Source organism: Streptomyces bikiniensis (genome assembly GCF_000716625.1).
Taxonomy (GTDB): Bacteria; Actinomycetota; Actinomycetes; order Streptomycetales; family Streptomycetaceae; genus Streptomyces; species Streptomyces bikiniensis.
The window spans coordinates 78,589-96,605 of the sequence record NZ_JNXJ01000009.1 but is presented as its reverse complement, the minus strand read 5'-3'; the positions used below and the strand labels follow the sequence as shown (position 1 = coordinate 96,605).

General features: G+C 74.0%; 16 protein-coding genes and 1 tRNA gene. 5 read left to right on the top strand and 12 right to left on the bottom strand.

Translation table 11 applies throughout. The features are described from left to right. Positions 1-2 precede the first annotated feature (2 nt). The 4 genes from OO47_RS09360 to OO47_RS09345 are packed head-to-tail and all read left to right on the top strand — an operon-like array spanning position 3 to position 1,981. On the top strand, positions 3-437 hold the full coding sequence (locus OO47_RS09360; protein WP_030215496.1) for a roadblock/LC7 domain-containing protein: 435 nt from the start codon (positions 3-5) through the stop codon (positions 435-437). 2 nt (positions 438-439) lie between these two features. Further along, positions 440-811, top strand: a complete 372-nt coding sequence (locus OO47_RS09355; RefSeq protein WP_030215493.1) for a DUF742 domain-containing protein — start codon at positions 440-442, stop codon at positions 809-811. Then, positions 789-1,412 (top strand): GTP-binding protein, encoded by a 624-nt coding sequence (locus OO47_RS09350; RefSeq protein WP_030215490.1) that lies wholly within the window; start codon positions 789-791, stop codon positions 1,410-1,412. The genes OO47_RS09355 and OO47_RS09350 overlap by 23 nt, the downstream gene beginning before the upstream one ends. Next, a complete protein-coding gene (locus OO47_RS09345) occupies positions 1,409-1,981 on the top strand; it encodes a GAF domain-containing protein (RefSeq protein WP_030215487.1) in 573 nt (190 codons plus the stop codon). The genes OO47_RS09350 and OO47_RS09345 overlap by 4 nt, the downstream gene beginning before the upstream one ends. A 152-nt stretch (positions 1,982-2,133) precedes the next feature. On the opposite strand, the gene OO47_RS09340 is transcribed toward OO47_RS09345, so the two are convergent. Further along, positions 2,134-3,342 (bottom strand): acyl-CoA dehydrogenase family protein, encoded by a 1,209-nt coding sequence (locus OO47_RS09340; protein ID WP_030215484.1) that lies wholly within the window; start codon positions 3,340-3,342, stop codon positions 2,134-2,136. Positions 3,343-3,905: 563 nt separating this feature from the next. Here OO47_RS09340 and OO47_RS09330 point away from each other — a divergent pair. Next, a tRNA-Pro gene (locus tag OO47_RS09330) sits at positions 3,906-3,979 on the top strand. Positions 3,980-4,066: 87 nt separating this feature from the next. Here the strand turns inward: OO47_RS09330 and OO47_RS09325 are convergent. From OO47_RS09325 to OO47_RS09275, 11 genes are all read right to left on the bottom strand, one after another. Further along, positions 4,067-6,163: a xanthine dehydrogenase family protein molybdopterin-binding subunit gene (locus OO47_RS09325; RefSeq protein ID WP_030215472.1), complete on the bottom strand. Its 2,097-nt coding sequence runs from the start codon at positions 6,161-6,163 to the stop codon at positions 4,067-4,069. A gap of 22 nt (positions 6,164-6,185) precedes the next feature. After that, entirely contained in the window at positions 6,186-7,184 is a 999-nt protein-coding gene (locus tag OO47_RS09320) for an FAD binding domain-containing protein (protein WP_030215469.1), read from the bottom strand. Then, the gene (locus tag OO47_RS09315) at positions 7,181-7,741 is read right to left on the bottom strand and encodes a 2Fe-2S iron-sulfur cluster-binding protein (RefSeq protein ID WP_030215466.1); all 561 of its coding nucleotides are present in this window, start codon (positions 7,739-7,741) and stop codon (positions 7,181-7,183) included. The genes OO47_RS09320 and OO47_RS09315 overlap by 4 nt, the downstream gene beginning before the upstream one ends. 426 nt (positions 7,742-8,167) lie before the next feature. Then, entirely contained in the window at positions 8,168-9,163 is a 996-nt protein-coding gene (locus OO47_RS09310) for an endo alpha-1,4 polygalactosaminidase (RefSeq protein ID WP_030215463.1), read from the bottom strand. Then, the gene (locus OO47_RS09305; protein ID WP_030215459.1) at positions 9,160-9,822 is read right to left on the bottom strand and encodes a spherulation-specific family 4 protein; all 663 of its coding nucleotides are present in this window, start codon (positions 9,820-9,822) and stop codon (positions 9,160-9,162) included. The genes OO47_RS09310 and OO47_RS09305 overlap by 4 nt, the downstream gene beginning before the upstream one ends. Then, a complete protein-coding gene (locus tag OO47_RS09300; RefSeq protein WP_030215456.1) occupies positions 9,819-10,766 on the bottom strand; it encodes an NAD-dependent epimerase/dehydratase family protein in 948 nt (315 codons plus the stop codon). Before OO47_RS09300 ends, OO47_RS09305 begins: the two co-directional genes overlap by 4 nt. A 6-nt stretch (positions 10,767-10,772) precedes the next feature. Beyond that, positions 10,773-11,486, bottom strand: coding sequence for a nucleotidyltransferase family protein (locus tag OO47_RS09295; protein WP_030215453.1), 714 nt, complete (start codon positions 11,484-11,486; stop codon positions 10,773-10,775). Between the two features lie 31 nt (positions 11,487-11,517). Beyond that, positions 11,518-12,519: a GDP-mannose 4,6-dehydratase gene (locus tag OO47_RS09290; RefSeq protein ID WP_030215450.1), complete on the bottom strand. Its 1,002-nt coding sequence runs from the start codon at positions 12,517-12,519 to the stop codon at positions 11,518-11,520. A 66-nt stretch (positions 12,520-12,585) separates the two neighbouring features. Further along, positions 12,586-13,983: a hypothetical protein gene (locus OO47_RS09285; RefSeq protein ID WP_030215448.1), complete on the bottom strand. Its 1,398-nt coding sequence runs from the start codon at positions 13,981-13,983 to the stop codon at positions 12,586-12,588. Continuing rightward, positions 13,980-15,494 (bottom strand): GT4 family glycosyltransferase PelF, encoded by a 1,515-nt coding sequence (gene pelF / locus OO47_RS09280; protein WP_030215445.1) that lies wholly within the window; start codon positions 15,492-15,494, stop codon positions 13,980-13,982. The genes OO47_RS09285 and pelF overlap by 4 nt, the downstream gene beginning before the upstream one ends. A 107-nt stretch (positions 15,495-15,601) precedes the next feature. After that, positions 15,602-17,728 carry a hypothetical protein gene (locus OO47_RS09275; protein ID WP_030215443.1) on the bottom strand — a complete coding sequence of 709 codons (2,127 nt, stop codon included), beginning with the start codon at positions 17,726-17,728 and terminating at the stop codon, positions 15,602-15,604. Positions 17,729-18,017: the final 289 nt, after the last annotated feature.

Below are 18,017 nucleotides of genomic sequence, written 5' to 3'. Positions count from 1 at the left end.
CCATGGCGAGCAATGCGCCGACCGGCCATTCCTCGGACCTCGACTGGCTGCTGAGCGGACTGGTCCAGCGGGTCCCGTACACCCGCAACGCCGTTCTGCTCTCCTCCGACGGCCTCGTCAAATCCGTCCACGGACTCGACCCCGACGCCGCCGACCACATGGCGGCGCTCGCCTCCGGCCTGTACTCGCTCGGCCGGAGCGCGGGTGCCCGCTTCGGCGACGGCGGCGAGGTCCGCCAGGTGGTCGTGGAGCTGGACTCCACCCTCCTGTTCGTCTCCACCGCCGGCTCCGGCACCTGCCTGGCCGTCCTCGCCGGGCGCGAGGCGGACGCCGCCGTCCTCGGCTACGAGATGGCGATGCTCGTGAAGAGCGTCCGGCCGTACCTGGTCACTCCCGCCCGGCAGGCCGCCGGCGCCCTCGGCGGCTTCGGGCAGTAACCGTGACGTCCCCTCAGGAAGGACCCTGGCTCGACGACGCGGCCGGCCGGCTCATCCGCCCGTACACCGTCAGCGGCGGCCGGACCAGGCCCACCACCGCCCTCGACCTGCTGTCGATGGTGATGGCGACCGGTTCGTCCCCCCAGGCGCACATGGGGCCCGAGCACAGCCTGGCCCTCGGGCTGTGCGACGGGCCCACCTCGGTGGCCGAGGTGGCGGCGCACTTGAGGCTCCCGGCCGTCGTCACCAAGGTCCTGCTCTCCGACCTCGTGGACTGCGGGGCGCTCACCGCCCGGGCGCCCCGGTTCCACGCCAACCCAACCGACCGTTCCTTGCTGGAGGCAGTGCTCGATGGCCTACGACAACGTCTCTGAGCGCCACGAGGGCTTCGCGGCCGACTCCTTCCCCACCGCGGTCAAGATCCTGGTGGCGGGCGGCTTCGGCGTGGGCAAGACGACCCTCGTGGGCGCCGTCAGCGAGATCGAACCGCTGAGCACCGAGGAGCTGCTGACCTCGGTCAGCGCGGCCACCGACAGTCTGGAGGGCGTGGAGTCCAAGACCACGACCACCGTCGCCATGGACTTCGGCCGCATCACGCTCGACAACAACCACGTGCTGTACCTCTTCGGCACCCCCGGCCAGGAGCGCTTCTGGTTCATGTGGGACGAGCTCTCCGAGGGAGCGCTCGGGGCGGTCGTCCTCGCCGACACCCGCAGGCTCCAGGAGTGCTTCGCCGCCGTCGACTTCTTCGAGCGGCGCGGGATCCGCTTCGTCGTCGCGATCAACGAGTTCGACGGCGCCCACCGCTACGAGCCGGACGAGGTGCGGGCCGCGCTCGACCTCGATCCGGAGGTCCCGGTCGTCCTCTGCGACGCCCGGATCTCCAGCTCCGGCATCAGCACCCTGCTGACCCTCGTCCAGTACCTGCTCACCACCATCCCGGACACCGTGCCGAGCTACGGAGCCACGCCATGACCTACGACCCGACCGGTCACCTCCTGCTGACCCCGAACGACAAGGACGCGCCGGCCCGGGTGCGGCGGCTGCGCGAACTCGGTCTCGGAGAGCGGCCGGAGCCGGTGTTCGACGACTTCGCGCACCGGCTCGCCGAGATGACCGGCGCCCCGTTCTCGATGGTCAACTTCATCGACGAGAACCGGCAGTTCTTCGCGGGCCTGCACACCCCCGAGGGCACCCACTCCGGCAGCGACCTGGGCGCCGCGGCCGCGGGCGGGGGCGGCGTCGGCCGCTTCATGGCCCGCGACCACGGCTACTGCCCGCACGTGGTGGTGCGGCGCAAGGCGCTCGTCCTGGAGGACGTCTGCGACTACCCGCGCTTCGCGGGCAACCCGGTCGTGGACGAGATCGGCATCCGCTCCTACATGGGCGCGCCGCTGATCGACCGCACCGGGGTCGCGCTCGGCACCATCTGCGTGGTCGACACCGACGTGCGCCCGTGGGGCCGGGCCGGCCTGGAGACGATCAAGGCGATGGCCGCGGAGCTGGTGGAGCAGATCCACCGCCGCGAGGACGGCACGCTCTGACCGCGGCCGCCCGACGACGGCCAGGGGTCCGGGGCCCGGTACGGCGACGGCCGTACCGGGCCCCGGACCTTCCGGAACCGATCACGGATCAGTGGATCAGGGGATCAGGGGATCGGCTGGTCAGCTGGTCAGCGGGTCAGGGGATCGGCTGGTCAGACGGGCAGCGGCTCCGGCTCCGGCGTGCGGACCAGCTCGGACAGCCGCTCCGACCAGCTGCCCTTGTCCTGGCCGAGGGCGACCTCGGCGAGACGCAGGAGCTGGATGTCGGAGGTCCCGGCGGGGGCGAAGATGTGGTGCGCGTCCCGGAGGTACCGCTCGATGGCCCGGTCCGTGAAGAGGCCGGCGGCGGCGTGGATCTCCATGGCGTTGCGACCGGAGTCGATCGCCGACTCGACGTTGACGAGCTTGGCGTTCATCAGCTCGGCGTCGCAGGAGAGGCCCTGGTCGAGCAGGTGCACAGCGTGGTACGCGGCAAGGCGGGCGGTCATCAGCCGGGACTGCATCTGGCCCAGCTTCAGCTTCACCGTGGGGAGGTTGTGGAGCGGCTTCCCGTAGCGGATGCGCTCGGAGGCGAAGCGGGTGGTCTCCTCCAGGATCGCCTGGTGGATGCCGAGGGAGACGGCGGTGAGGTTGGCCCGCCCGTACAGCACGCTGGAGGAGTACGCGACGGAGAGGCCGTCGCCCTCGTCACCGAGCCGGTTGGCGGCCGGCACCCGGCAGTTCTCGAAGATCAGCTCGCCGAAGCTGAAGCCGTGGAGGCCCATGGCCGTCTGCTGCGGACCGGTCCTGAAACCCGGTCGATCGGATTCGACCAGAAACGCACTGAGGCCTTTCGAGCCGGGACCGGTCCTGACCACGACGCCGTGCAGATCGCCCACGTGGCTGTTGCCGACGTAGACCTTGCTGCCGTTGAGGATGTAGTCGTCGCCGTCCCGGACCGCGCTGGCGCTCATGCCGAGGACGTGGCCGCCGGCGTCGGGCTCGGTGACCGCGATGGTCGGCAGGCACTCGCCGGCGGCGATCGCCGGGAGCCAGGTCTTGCGCTGCTCGTCGCTGCCGAAGTGGACGATCTTGGCGGTGCCCAGCTGGGAGGCCTGGACCATGGCGCCCATGGCGCCGCTGACCCGGGAGAGCTCCTCGATGATGATGGTCTTGGCCAGGTGGCCCGCGCCCATGCCGCCGTACTCGGGGCTGATCGTCGCGCCCAGCCAGCCCTGCTCGGCGATCATGCGGGACAGCTCGTGGTGGACGGTCCGGGAGGCCTCCATCTCGGCTATCCGCGGCCGGACCTCACGCTCCGCGAAGTCCCGGACCGTCTCCCTGAGCTCGCGATGCAGCCGGCTGGTGAAGTAGTTGTCCATGACGAGTTCCTCCCGCGAAACGCCTGACCGGCGGTTGTCCGGTCAGGTGGTGCATCGGCAGTGGTCCCGTCCCGAACAGGCCGACCTCCTCATGGTGTTGATCTTTCCGTGACGGATCAATAACGGAGCGAAGTTTGTCTGAAACAGGAGCGGTTGACGATCGGGGATGACTATGTTTCGGGTGGACTTGGCCTGCTCGGCCCGATCCGCCCTCCCTCGTCCGTGAGCATGTTTCTGCCACATGCCAGAGGCAACGAAGTTCCGGGCATATGGACGCGAGACCTCCGGCGTCACCATATGAGCCACCTCTGCCGCAGAAGAGCGGCATTCCGCCCCTCTCGCCCCTCCTGCTTCTCCCGCTCCTCCCGCCCCTCCTGTCGCTCCGGGGGCGGCACCCCGAGGCGGACGGCGGCGGTGTCACAAAGGGTGTCACGGAGGGTGATCGAAAGGCTCTCGGTGCGCGCCAGGTCGGGGCCCGGCAAAGGCGTTCGTGACCACCGGGGAAAGTGCGGTATTGTTCTCATGCGCGTTCGGCCGGGGGAAACCCCAGGTCAGACGGGCACCGGGACGTGGCGCAGCTTGGTAGCGCACTTGACTGGGGGTCAAGGGGTCGCAGGTTCAAATCCTGTCGTCCCGACTCGTGAGAGTCGTGGCCCGAGGGGCCGCTTCGGAGAGATCCGAAGCGGCCCCTCGGGCGTTTCGGCACCACCGCGCGCGGTCCGGCTCAGCGCAGGTGGGGCAGCAGCCGGTCCGGGGTCAGGGGCAGGTCGCGCAGGCGCACGCCGGTCGCGTGGTGGACGGCGTTGGCGATCGCCGCCGCCGTGCCGACGATGCCGATCTCTCCGATGCCCTTGCTGCCCATCGGATTGAGGTGGGGGTCGTGCTCCTCCACCCAGTGCGCCTCGATCGCCGGCACGTCGGCGCAGGCCGGCACGTGGTAGGAGGCCAGGTCGCGCTCCGTGTAGTCGCCGAAGGCGGGATCCATGGTGCTGTGCTCGGTCAGCGCCATGCCCAGGCCCATCGTCATCCCGCCGATGAACTGGGAGCGGGCCGTACGGGGGTTGAGGATCCGCCCCGCCGCGTAGACGCCGAGCAGCCGGCTCACCCGGACCTCGCCGGTGACGGTGTCGACGCGGACCTCCGCGAAGTGGGCGCCGAAGGCGTGGCGGGCGTACGGGGATTCCTGCCCCGTCTCCTCCTCGGTGTCGGCCTCGACGGTCACGCCCTCGGACGGCAGCGGGCCGGAGCGGCCGGCCAGCTCCTCGCGCAGGGCGGTGCAGGCCTTGTGCGCGGCCCAGCCCCAGGAGCCCGTGCCGGAGGAGCCGCCCGCCACGGGGGCGTCCGGCAGGACGCTGCTGCCCAGCTCGACCCGTACGGAATCGAGCGGGACGCCGAGGGCCTCGGCGGCGATCTGGGCCAGGACCGTCCGCGCACCCGTGCCGATGTCGGTGGCGTCGACCCGTACGGTGTACAGCCCGTCCGGCCCGGCGTGCGCCGACGCCTTGCACGGGCTCAGGAGGACGGGATAGGTGGCCGAGGCCACCCCCGTGCCCCACAGCAGGTCCCCGTCGCGGCGGACCCCCGGCCGGGGGTCGCGGCCCTCCCAGCCGAAGCGCCGCGCACCCTCGCGCAGACAGTCGGCGAGGCCCCGGCTGCTGAACGGCTTGCCGCTGTCCGGCTCCGCGTCGGGCTCGTTGCGCAGCCGCAGCTCCACCGGGTCGACGCCCACCGCCCCGGCCAGCTCGTCCATGGCCGACTCCAGGGCGTACATGCCGGACGCCTCGCCCGGAGCGCGCATCCACGACGGCGACGGCACGTCGAGGGCCACCACCCGGTGACCGGTGAAACTGTGCGGGGAGGTGTACATGGCGCGGGCCGGGACGGCGGCCTGCTCCACGAACTCCTTCACCGTCGACGTCTGGGTGACGACCTCGTGGGAGAGCGCGCTGATCACGCCCTCCTCGGACGCGCCGATCCGCACGCGCTGGACGGTGGGCGCGCGGTGGCCCACCACCGCCGCGAGCTCGCGGCGGGGCAGGACGAGCCGCACCGGACGGCCGGTGTGCCGGGAGGCCATCGAGGCGAGGACGCACGGGGGCCGGGGCGTGCCCTTCGAGCCGAAGCCGCCACCGACGAAGGCCGAGACGACCGTGACCCGCTCCGGGGGCAGCTCGAACAGGCCCGCCAGGACGTCCCGTACCGTCGACGCCCCCTGACTGGAGTCGTACACGGTCAGTCCGCCGTCCTCCCAGCGGGCCGTGGACGCGTGGGGCTCCATCGGATGGTTGTGCAGGGCGCTCATGGAGTACGTGGCGTCCACCCGCACCGGGGAGGCGGCGAAGGCCGGGGCGAAGTCGCCGCGCTCGCGCACCGCCGGATGGCCGCCGTTGGCCTCCTCCGGCGTGTAGAGGTCCGGGTGGTCGGCGCGCAGCAGGACGTCGTGGTCCTCCACGGCGTAGTCGACGTCGAGGACCTCGGCGGCCTCGCGCGCGATCTCCGGCGTGTCGGCGACGACCACGGCCACGTACCAGCCGCGGTGCGGGACCCGGTCGTCCTGGAGCAGCAGGAGCGTCGGGTCGTCCGCCTCGCCGAGCCGGGGCGCGTTCTCGTGGGTGAGCACGGCGCGCACGCCGGGGCGCTGCAGAACGGCTTCGGCGTGCACGGCGGTGACCCGGCCGCGGGCGACGGTGGCGGGCACGGGGCAGGCGTGGAGGCAGCCGGGCGGCGTCCGGTCGACGGCGTAGCGGGCCTCGCCCGTCACCTTCTGCCGGGCGTCGCGGCGGACGGCCCCCGTCGTCGGACGCACGAGCTGGCTGGTCATGGCGCGGTGCCTCCTGTGGTGATCATCCGGTGGTGTCGGTGCGGGACGCGAGGTCGTGCAGCACGCTCACGGCGAGGTTGCGGGCGAGGGGGACCTTGAAGCCGTTGTCGCGCAGCGGCTCGGCGGCGGCGAGTTCCGCGTCGGCGGCCCGCCGGTACGTCTCGGCGGTCGCCGGGGCGCCGCGCAGCACCTCCTCCGCCGCGTGGGCCCGCCAGGGCTTGTGCGCGAGACCGCCGAAGGCGAGGGCCGCATGCCCGATCCGCCCGTCCTCGACGGTCAGGACGGCGGCGACGGAGGCCAGCGCGAAGGCGTACGAGGCGCGGTCCCGGGCCTTGCGGTAGGCGCCGCGCGCGCCGGACGGGGGAGCGGGCAGCGTCACCCCGGTGATCAGCTCGCCGTCCTCGATGACGGTGTCCCGGTCCGGGCGGTCGCCGGGCAGCCGGTGGAACTCCGCGACCGGCACCGTCCGCTCGCCGGCCGGCCCGCGCAGCCGGACCTCCGCGTCCAGGGCGGCGAGGGCGACCGCCATGTCCGACGGGTGGGTGGCGACGCAGTGGGCGGAGTGGCCGAGCACCGCGAGGTCGCGGTGGACGCCCTCCCGGGCGGGGCAGCCCGAGCCGGGCGCGCGCTTGTTGCACGGCTTCGACGCGTCCTGGAAGTACGGGCAGCGGGTGCGCTGGAGCAGGTTGCCCCCGGTGGTGGCCGCGTTCCGCAGCTGCGGGGAGGCACCGGCCAGGAGGGCCTGCGAGAGGGCGGGGTAGCGGACGCGCACGAGCGGGTGGGCGGCCACGTCGCTGTTGCGCGCGGTCGCGCCGATGTGCAGGCCGCCCGCGGCGGTCTCCTCGACGGCGTCGAGCGGCAGCCCGTTGATGTCGATGAGCAGCGGGGGCCCCGCGACCCCCAGCTTCATCAGGTCCACGAGATTGGTCCCGCCCGCGAGGAACCGGGCGCCGGGCTGGGCGGCGAACCGGTCGATCGCCTCCTCGGTGCGCTCCGGCCGGACATAGGCGAAGGGCTTCACCGCGCGGCCTCCTCGATCGCGTCGACGATGTTCGGGTAGGCGCCGCAGCGGCAGATGTTCCCGCTCATGCGCTCGCGGATCTCCTCCGGAGTGAGGGACACCGGGCCGTCCGGTGACCGTTCCGGCGGCGTCACGTACGACGGCTGCCCGTCGGCCGCCTCGTGCAGCAGGGCGACGGCCGAGCAGATCTGCCCGGGGGTGCAGTAGCCGCACTGCAGGGCGTCCCGCGCGACGAACGCCTCCTGGACCGGGTGGAGCCGGTCGCCGTCGGAGAGCCCCTCGACGGTGGTGACGGACGCGCCCGCGCAGACGACGGCGAGCAGCAGGCAGCTGTTCACCCGCCGCCCGTCGAGCAGGACGGTGCAGGCCCCGCACTGCCCGTGGTCGCAGCCCTTCTTCGAACCGGTGAGGTCGAGGTGGTCGCGCAGCGCGTCCAGAAGGGTGGTGCGGTTGTCGACGGTGAGGGTACGGGCGGTGCCGTTGACCCGCAGGGTGAGGGTGGAAACGGCCTCGGGAGCACCTTCCGGGGTCTCACCCGCCGGTGCGGTCCGGTCCACGGGTTCCACGGGCCTTCCTCCTCGTCCTCGTCCTTGTCCTCGGCCTGCGGTCTCCTCCGACGGGCCGCCCCTCCGATGGTGAGCGAGGGGCGTCTGCCCCGCACGGGGGGAGACATGCGACTGGTTCTTCCGGGGACTCCCGGGGCCGGCGGCGGGCGACCCGGGCACGCGTGGGTGACACATCCGGGCGCGGCCGGCGGCGGGCCGCCACCCGGATTCCTCCCGAGCAGGCGGCCCGCCGACGTGGCGTTGTGGACGACGAGCAGGACCCGCCGTTCGACGGTGCGGCTCGTCCACCGGTGGGCTCCCTCCCCGACCGGCACGCGTATCGGCGGGGGCTCGACCGGCCCCACTCATGACCTCCTGGGCGAGCGGCGAGCGGCGAGCGCGGTGTCCTCGCGGACGGACACACCTTGACCGTCCCGGTCAGCAGGGCCTCCGCCACACGTCCAGTCCCGGTCTCTTCAGCATCGACGACAGGCGGAGGGAGCGGGACTCGGCGCAGAAAGCGGACGGGGACTCCTCGTACTCCACGTGGAAGACCGCCTTGCCCGCCGCGACGAAGGGTTCGAGCAGGCCGCACTCGTCGAACTGGGCGCACTCCTCGTTGACCGCGAAGTCGAAGTGGTCCACCAGGAGCGGGATCTGGTGGAGGTCGTTCTTCAGGCCCACCGCGAGGCCCCGCGCGTGGGCGATGTCCGCGATCATGCGGTTGTAGCGGAGCTGGTCGTCCGCCGTCAGGGGGAAGCCCGTGTCGTTGCCGTACCCCTCCACCAGGTCCGGTTCCACCGCGTCGAAGCCCTTGTCGCGGCACATGTCGAACCGGCGCTCCATCAGGGGGCGGAGCACGTCGAGGCGGCGGATGTCCAGCCAGCGTTCGCCGTGCCAGCCGTTGGGGCCGCCCAGGACGGATTCGGGGAAGGCGTCCCGGTCGGGGCGGTAGTCCTCCCAGGCGCCCACGTTGACGTAGCAGATCACCTTGCGCCCGTCCCGGTGCAGCCGGGCCACGTCGGCGGCGCTGTTCTCGAAGCCGTCGATGTCGTACACCGGCACGTCGACGGACGGGTCCACCCTGCCGTCGAGCTGCCACTGCCAGGCCAGGCCGGGGCGCGGCTGCCAGCGCGCTCCGGCGGGGCGGCGGGTGGGCGTGCGGTCCGGGGAGGGGTGGCCGGTCGTGGGACGGGCCGTGGTGCGGCTCGGCGCGGGTCCCGTCGCGGATCCGGGCGGGCGGGACGGGGTCGGGTCGTCGGGCGTGGGGGCGGGTGCGGGGGTCGTCGGCCGGACGGCCGTGGCGGGGCCCGAGGTCGTACGCCCGTCCCCTCCCGCGCCCCCGGCCGGCCCCTCCGCACCCCCCGAGCAGCCCGCGAGGACCGCCACGGCCAGGAGCGCGGCCGTCAGGGCCGCGCCCGGCCGCCGCCTCACCGGTCCGCCTCCGCCAGGGCCGGCGTCAGCCCCGCCCACGGGTTCGGCGGTTCGCCCGTCACCGGGCCGCAGACCCCCGCGCCCCGTTCGCGCGCGGTGCGCACGGCCAGCGGGACGAGCGGGGCGGGCACCCCGTACACCAGGTGGCAGAGGCGTTCGGACGGCAGCCGCGCCGTCCAGGACGGGCGGCTGAACGTCGAGACGTACGTCGACCAGTGCCCCTCGAAGGTGACCGTCAGGTCCGCGAGCCGCACGTAGCCGGGCGCGGGGTGCACCCCCGGATTGATGACCACGGGGGAGACGCCCTCCCTGCGCAGCGAGCGGACCGTGCGCCGGCAGGCCGGGAGGCCGTCGCGGCCCGCCGTCGTCTGGTCCAGGAAGCAGCCGTCCACCCCGTACCACTCCCGGTGCCGCAGCGCCTCCTCGGTGATGACGTCCGCACCGCGCATGCCGTAGTCCGTGTCCACGTAGCCGAGCAGCCGGGCCCCCGCCGACCGCAGCGCGCGGGCCGCGGCCACGAACGCCGGGTCCGGCGCGTCGCCGGGGCCGCTCGCCGGGTTGAGCACGACGGCGTACGTGTGCGCGGCCCCGGTGATCAGCCGGTGCCAGGCGTCCGGGTCCTCGGCCGGGTGGACGTACAGGGGGATCAGCAGGCTCACGGCGCCGCCACCCCGTCGGGCACGAAGGAGCGCGGCCGGGCCTCCCACAGCGCCGCCACCGACGCGTCGAGGGAGTGGGCCGGGGACCAGCCCAGGGCGGCGGCGGCCGCGGTGATGTCCGAGCACTGCCAGGACACCCGCGCGGACCGCTCCGAACCGACGCCGCCCCCGTCCCCGTCCCCGCCCGCCTCCACGATCCGGCCGCGGAAGCCCGCCGCGTCCGCGAGGCGCCGCACCAGCTCCCGCACGGGGACCGCCTCGCCGCCGCCGACGTTCAGGACGGGCGGCAGCGGACCGGGCGCGGTCACCGCCAGCTCCACCGCCCGCGCCACGTCCCGTACGTCCACGAAGTCGCGGTACGCGGAGAGGTCGCCGAGCCGCAGCTCACCCTCCGGGTCCCCGGGGTCCGCCGCCCCGGCCAGGAGCGCGGCCACCCGGCCCGGCAGGCCCGTGGCGGGCGCCCCCGCCCCCACCGGGTTCCCCACCCTCAGCACCACCGCGTCCAGGCCCGAGGCCGTCACCGCCACCGTGCCCGCCAGCTTGGTCGCGCCGTACGGACCCGCCGGGGCACACGGCTCCGACTCCGCCACCCGCAGGCCGGGCGCCCCCGGCCCGTACTCGGCGGCCGACCCCAGATGGACCAGACGGGCCCCGGGGGCGGCCTCGCGCACGGCCGCGCACAGGGCGGCGGGGCCCCGCGCGTTCACCTCCGCGAGCGTGACGGCGTCGCCGCCGGTCGCGCCCGCGCAGTTGACCACGGCGTCGGGCGCGGCCTTCGCGAGCGCCCCCGCCAGGAGGTACGGGCGGTCGGCGGCGAGGTCGACGGCGACGTCGGCCCCCGGGGAGCGGCCGCCGACGAGCACCCGCGCGCCCGGGAGGGCGCGCAGCCGCTCGGTGACGTGGCCGCCCAGGTATCCGCCGGCGCCGAGGACGAGGATGCGCATCGCTGTTCAGGCTCCCTTGAGCAGGAGGGACTTGCGGCTGGTGAACTCCGCGTTGGCCCGGTCGTAGTCGTCGGGACGGCCGATGTCCAGCCAGTAGCCGTCGAAGTCGTAGGCGTGCGGCGGGGTCTCGGCGGCGAGCAGGTCGAGCACCAGCTCGTCGAAGCCGAGGGGGAGCCCCGGGGTGTAGGCGTCGAGGGTCTTCCGGGAGACGCCGTACACCCCCATGGAGACCCGGTAGTCGATGCTGGGCTTCTCGGTGAAGGCGACCACCCGGCTGTCGTCGGTGGTCAGCACCCCGAAGTCGATGTGCACCTTGCGGGCGTACGTGGCGATGGTCAGCGGCGCGCCCGACACCTCGTGCCGGCGCAGCACGTCGGCATAGTCGAGGTCGGTGAGCACGTCGCCGTTCATGACCAGGAAGTGCTCCGGCAGCCGGTCGCGCAGGTTGAGCAGCGGACCCATCGTGCCGAGCGGGTTCTCCTCGGTGGCGTAGTCGATGCTCAGGCCCCACTGCGAACCGTCGCCCACATAGGCGCGGATGATCTCCCCGAGGTGCCCGATGGCGAGGGTGCAGTGGGTGAAGCCGGCCCGGGACAGCTGGCGCAGCACGATCTCCAGGATCGCGTGCTCGTCGCCGATGGGGACGAGCGGCTTGGGCAGCGCGGTGGTGTACGGCCGCAGCCGGACGCCCTTTCCACCGGCCAGGATCACAGCGTGCATGGCATACCTCCTGCGGGACGTGCCGGACGGGTCAGATGTTGTAGATGCCGGTCTTGTAGCGGGCCAGGTTCGCGGGGTCGGTGAACCACTCGGCGGTCCGCGCGAGACCCTCCTCCAGGGAGTGGTCCGGCTGCCAGCCGGTCGCCGCGGTCAGCCGGGAGGCGTCCGCGACCAGCCGCATCACCTCGGAGTCGGCCGGACGCAGCCGCGCCGGGTCCTCGCGGACGTCGAGCGGGGTGTCCATGACCTTGCCGATCAGCGCGACCAGGTCCCCGACGGAGATCTCCCCGCCCGTGCCCGCGTTGAGGGTGCGGCCCACGACGTCCTCCGCCGGGGCCGTGCCCACCGCGAGGAACGCCCGCGCGGTGTCCTTCACGTAGGTGAAGTCCCGGGTGGGGCGCAGGTCCCCGAGGGTGAGGGTGCGCTCCCCGGCCGCCACCTGGCCGATGACGGTGGGGATCACGGCCCGCATCGACTGCCGGGGGCCGAAGGTGTTGAACGGGCGGAGCGTCACCACGGGGGTGCCGAAGCTGGCGTGGTAGCTGTCCGCGAGCCGGTCGCCGCCGGCCTTCGAAGCTGCGTACGGGGACTGGGTGTTGATCGGGTGGTCCTCGGTGATCGGGACCGTCCGCGCCGTGCCGTACGTCTCGCTGGTCGAGGTGTGCACCAGGCGGGGCGTCCCCAGGGCGCGCACGGCTTCGAGGACGTTGAGGGTGCCGGTCACGTTGGTGTCCACGTAACTGTGCGGCGCCTGGTAGGAGTACGGGATCGCGATGAGCGCGGCCAGGTGGTACGCGCAGTCGGCGCCCTCCAGGAGGCCGCGCACCGAGCCCGGGTCGCGGACGTCGCCGAGCACGATCTCGACCTGGTCGAGGACGTCGGGGGAGAGGGTCTCCAGCCAGCCGTAGGAGGAGAACGAGTTGTACTGGGCCATCGCCCTGACCCGGTGGCCGGAGGCGACGAGCGCCTCCGTGAGGTGCGAGCCGATGAACCCTTCGGCCCCGGTGACGGCGGCGAGCGGTGCGGAGGTCAACTCTTCGGTCCTTTCGACGGATACGGACGGGGTGGTGGTCATGCGTGACGAGCGGAGGGCGGTCCGTCAGACGTGCGGGGACGGCCGGCCCAGGAGGGCGACGACACAGGCCGCCAGACAGACCGCGGCCGCGCCGCAGACCGGCGGCAGCACGGCGGACCCGCCGGGCGGGCCCGCCAGGGTGACGACCGAGGCGCCCGCGGCCGTCGCCAGGCAGACCACCGCCGGCGGCCAGGCCACGCCGAACGCCTGGAGCAGGAGGGCGCTCCACAGCACCGCCGCCAGGGACAGCAGCGCGACCGGCGCGGAGTCCAGGAGCAGCGCCGGGACCAGCAGGAGCAGCAGGTAGCAGAGGAGGCAGAGGGCCAGGACGCCGGAGGAGCGGAGCAGGAACGCCCGGGGCGTCGCGCTGGCGCGCAGCGCGGCGACCGACCAGCCCCGGTAGCGGTAGAGCAGCCACTCCGCCGGGCCCATGCTCAGCGTCAGGACGATCACCGCGTACGGGTCCTGCCGTCCCTCCAGCATCACGAGCACCGCCGCGGCGAGCCCGAACAGGCCGTACGGCACGGAGCCGCGCAGCCGGGGGCGCGGTCCCTCGGCGGCCGGGACGGCGAGGCCGGAGGCCAGGACCCGCAGGGCGACGGCGAGGGTGGCGAAGAGCGCGAGCAGCGGGAAGGTGAGCCGCAGCAGGGTGCCGGGCTCCCACCAGGGCAGGACGGCCGCACCGGCGATCAGCGGGCTGAGCGCGGCGAGCAGCAGCCGCTCCCGGCCGAGCACGAGCAGGACGCCCGCCGCCGCCAGGTACAGCGACTGGGCCGCCGCCGCCACGGTGACCGCGCCGCCCCCGGCGGGGATCGCGGCGAGGCCCGTGGCCGTGCACGCCCCGAGCAGGGACCCGGCGAGCAGCGTGCGCGACGCCTCCCGCCGGCCCGTGGTGAGCCGCAGGTGCGCCCGGTGCCCGAGCGCCTGCCCCCACGCCCAGGAGACGACGCCCGCCGTGACCAGGACGGGAGCGTGCTCGTCGATCCGCCACAGCGGGCCGGTGAGCAGGTACGCCAGGGCCGGAAGCGCGAACAGCACGCCGCGCAGCAGGCACCGCACGGTGTCCGGCCGCCACGGGTCCGGGGGCGCGGCCGGCTCGGGGAACGCCCGGGGCACCCGCTCGTACAGCGCCGCCGCGAGCGAGAACAGGGTGGGGTGGCCGTACCGCTCCTTGATCACGGAGGCCGAGAGGCCGTCCGCCTCCAGGAGCGCGGCCACCTCGTAGGGGTGGACGGCCGGGCCGACGCGGTCGGCGAGTTCGGCGGCGAGCGCGCTGACCGCCTCCTCGTCGGGGCCCTTCGAGGGGAGCCGGATCGCGAGCGTGGCGTCGTCCAGGAAGCGGCGGGGGCGCGGCACGGCGAGCCGGATGGCGAGCGTGTCCTGCTCGGCCCCGCCGGGTTCGAGGGATATCGGCCCGCTCATCCGGCGAGGCTCCCCGTGCCGCTGACCGCCGGGACGGGCAGGACGATCCGGGCCGGCTCCGGCCGCCGCTCCCCGGCGGCCAGTTCGTGGTAGATCGCGCGGAAGGTGTCGACGGTCTGCCGGAGGGTGAACCGCTCGATCACCCGCAGCCGGGCCGCCTCGCCCATCGCCCGGCGCCGGACGGGGTCGCAGAGGAGGGTCAGAGCGGCCTCCGCCATCGCGGCCGGGTCGCGCGGCGGCACCACGAGCCCGGTGTCGCCGACGGCCTCCCGGACCCCGCCGACATCGGTGGAGACGGTCGCGCGCCCGCACGACATCGCCTCGATCAGGGTGAACGGGAAGCCCTCGCTGATGCTGGACAGCATCACGACGTTGCCGGCCGCGTAGGCGTCCTTGATGTCGTCGACGCGTCCCTCGAAGGTCACGGCGTCCGCGTGGCCGAGCTCGGCCGCCAGCGCCTCGCAGCGCTCCCGGTAGGCCTCGCCGCCCCGGGGCGTGCCGCCGAAGAGCCGCAGCCGGACGGCGGGCATCCGCTCCCGGACCAGGGCGAGGGAACGTATCAGCGTCTCCAGGTCCTTGATCGGGTCGACGCGCCCGGCCCAGCTGAGGGTGGGGGCGTCCGGCTCGGGCCCGGCGGGCGGGAAGGCGGCGGGGTCGACGCCGTTGTAGACGGTGCGGATCGACTCGGGGTCGGCGCCGCCCTCCTCCTCCCACAGGCGGTTGTAGCGGTTGCCCGGGGTGATCAGGGCCGCCTTGCGGTAGCTCTCCTCCGCGAGCAGCCGGAAGAAGCCCAGGACCACGGCCTTCACCGGCCAGCGGTAGGGGGCGGTGCGGTAACCGAGGTAGCGCTCGCGCAGGTAGACGCCGTGCTCGGTGAGCAGCAGCGGCACCCCGTTCCGCTCCAGGGCCGCGAGGCCCGGCAGGACGGCCACCCCGCCGCTGACGGCGTGCGCGACGCCCTCCGCGGGCGGCGGCGCCGACAGCGGTCGCAGCGCGTGCTCCAGCAGGGCCGTGGCGGTGATCGCGTCGTGCAGGGTCGGCCGGGCCTCCCGCACGGCGAGCCCCGGCCGCCGCCACACGGAGGTGAGCACCGAGATCGCCGCGTCGCTCCGCAGGAAGGGACTGAGCCGTCCGTCCCCGGCGGCGTGCGCGAGGGCGTACAGGGCGGGTCCGAAACCGGCCTCGGCGCCCGGGTCGAGCAGGGCCGCCGTGAACTTCTCGTAGGCGTCGGCGAGTTGCCGGGCCGCCCTGCCCCGGGGCGGCCGGCCGTCCGGCGCCGGGCCCCACATGGGGACGGACAGGACGCGGGAGACGTGGGGCGGCAGGTTCCAGGCGAGCGGCTCGCGGCCGGAGCCGGTGACGGCGAGGACGTCGAAGTCGACGTCCGGCATGCCGGTGACGAGCTGGTCGCACCAGACGCTGACGCCCCCGTGGCTGTGGGGGTAGGTGCCTTCGGTCAGAAGGGTGACGCGCGGGGCGCCGGAGCGCCGCGCACCGCGGTGAACGTGCATGGGTGTGAGCTCCACGGCCGTGGTGGGAGTGGTCGTGCCGGCCCCGGCCGCCGGTGGGCGGCCGGGACCTCGCCGCCCGTACGGGGGCGGCGCCGGTGGTACGGCGGTCAGCCGTTCGCGCCGGGGGCGACCGGCTCGGCCACGCCCGCGGGGACCCGGGCGGCCGGGGCGGGGGCCACGACCCGGGCCGGGGCGGGACGGTCCGCCCGCAGGGCCTCGGCGTGGGGCAGCTCCAGGTCCAGCGACGCGCCCGCGAGGGACGTCCAGCCGGAGCGCCCGCCCGCGTACGCCTCGCCGAAGGCGGAGCCGGACCGCAGGGTGCCCTCGGGCACGGTCACCGGGACCGCGGTGCCGCTCGGGGCCTCGACGGTCACCGTGTCACCGATGCGGTACGCCGTGACCTGGCCGTTCTGGACGGCCGTGCGCCAGGCGGAGCGGCGCTGGAGCTCCCGTCCGATGTCCTTCATCCGCAGGTTCACCACCGGGGTGCTCGGGGCGAACAGCGCGTCGTAGGCGTCGAGGACGCCGTCCAGGACCGGGTAGGCGATGCGGTCCTCGGCCAGGTTCGACTGGTGGATGAAGTGCGGCTTGGGGTCGTTGGCCAGGACGTGGCCCAGGGCGATCTGCCGCTCCAGGGGCACGATGTGGTCCGCGTAGCCGGTGGCCGGGTCGAGCGGGGCGGCCAGGCAGGTGGTGGTGGCCGGGTTGTCCTCGCAGATCCCGCTGCCGCCCTGCGCGCGGCTGGTGTAGATCCAGTTGTACTCGTCGACCTGCTCGGCCGCCCGGCCCGCGTTGTAGAAGACGTTCATCGGGTGGCGGGGGACGGTCGTGGCCGTGCCGACCTGGCGCTGGCCGGGCTCGCGGGAGTTGTCCGATGCCAGCCAGCCGATGCCGTTGTCGCCGAGGGCCGGTCCCAGGTGGGGGTTGTCGGTGTTCTGCTGGGGGAGGACGCGGAGTCCGGAGTGTTCGCCGGTGACCAGCTCGTCGTTCTCCAGCGGCAGTCCGGCGGTCTGGCCCCACACGCGGTTGAGCGCGATTTCGTCGGAGACGTCCTGCCGGGAGACCCACTTGACGGAGCCGTTCGGGTGGGTGGCGCACTGCCACGGCACCACGCTCGTGTTCTGCTCGCAGCCGAGGAAGGCGTGCGTGTAGGTGTGGTTGATCCAGCGGAAGTCGTTCCGCTTCGCGACGAACCGGTCGGCCAGCGGGTCCGCGCCGTTGTTGTCCGCACGGAAGTCGACGGTGCCGGCGGCGTTGTAGGCCATGTCCAGGGTGAAGCCGCGCGCGGTCTGCCAGGCGGCGGCGTGGTCCACGTCGGCCGCCGTCATCCGGATCGGGTCCGGCACCGCGTTCGGGTCGGTGCAGTCCACGTCGCCGGGCGTGCAGTTGAGCGTGGAGTTCCAGCGGTCGTCCGCCGCGAACACGTCGTCGACGTGGACGGCGAAGTAGTTCCGGGAGGAGCCCAGGTGCGTCCCGCCGGTCATCCAGTCCACGATGCCGCGGGCCAGGAGGCGGAACTGCTGCTGGTACCGGTTGTAGACGAAGGTGACGACCAGCTCGCGGCGCCCGTCGTGCCGGTACTCGCCGACCAGGGACCCGCGCTCGGTCGTCCCGGGTATCGCGGCGTCGACGTAGGAGGTGAAGTCGGCGCCCGCCACCGGTGTCGACAGGTAGGCGTAGCTCTCGCCGACGGTCGGCGAGTTGTCCTCGAACGGCACGGCCCCTTCGAGGTAGCCGAACGGGCCCGAGAGCCCGGCCGCGGTGGTCTGGGCCTGCACCCCGTCGAGGCTTCCCGCGTACCCACCGAGGACGGCGTACTGGAGTCCGACCTCGGGCCGGGCGTAGGTGTACGCGTCGACCTGCGGGATGTCGTAGGCCCGCTCGTAGTCCGCGAGCGCGGTCATCTCGGCGGAGCCGGCCGGGAACGGGTTGTCGTTGGGCAGGACGACGGCCTGGAACTTGGCCCGGTTCCGGTTGCCCACGGTGTCCGCGAGGTAGCCGGCGTCGATGACGGGCCGGTCGGCGCGGTTGAGGTCGACCTTCGTGTACGGCGTTCCCGCCGCGTCCAGTTCGGCGGCGATGGCCTCGGTGGCCGGGCCGCCGTCGGTCACGACGAGGACCCGCAGGTCGATGCGCGGTTCCGGTTCGGCGGCCTGCGCCGGGGCGCCCGGCAGGGCGAGGGCGGCGACGAGCGCGCCCGTGGTGAGCAGGGTGGTGCCTGTGAGCCGCTTCATGCGGTGGTGTCCCCTCCCGGAGCAGGGGTGGGTACGGCTCCGAGGAGCGGACGCACCCCCTCGTGGACGCCGGCATCCCCCTCGAAGGCCGGTCGTCCACGCATCCGTCGCGTCAAATGGTGAGGTATCTGTGGAGCTTTTGTGGTTCCGTCGCGAAACGTGACGGAAAAACGCGGGCGTCCGGAGTGGTGGTTCCGGTGTGACGATCGGACCGGAGTCCGCCCCGGAACCCGGCCGCCCCTCCCGCCCGGGGCTCGATGTCCAGGTGGGAGGGGGAGGAGGGGCTGCG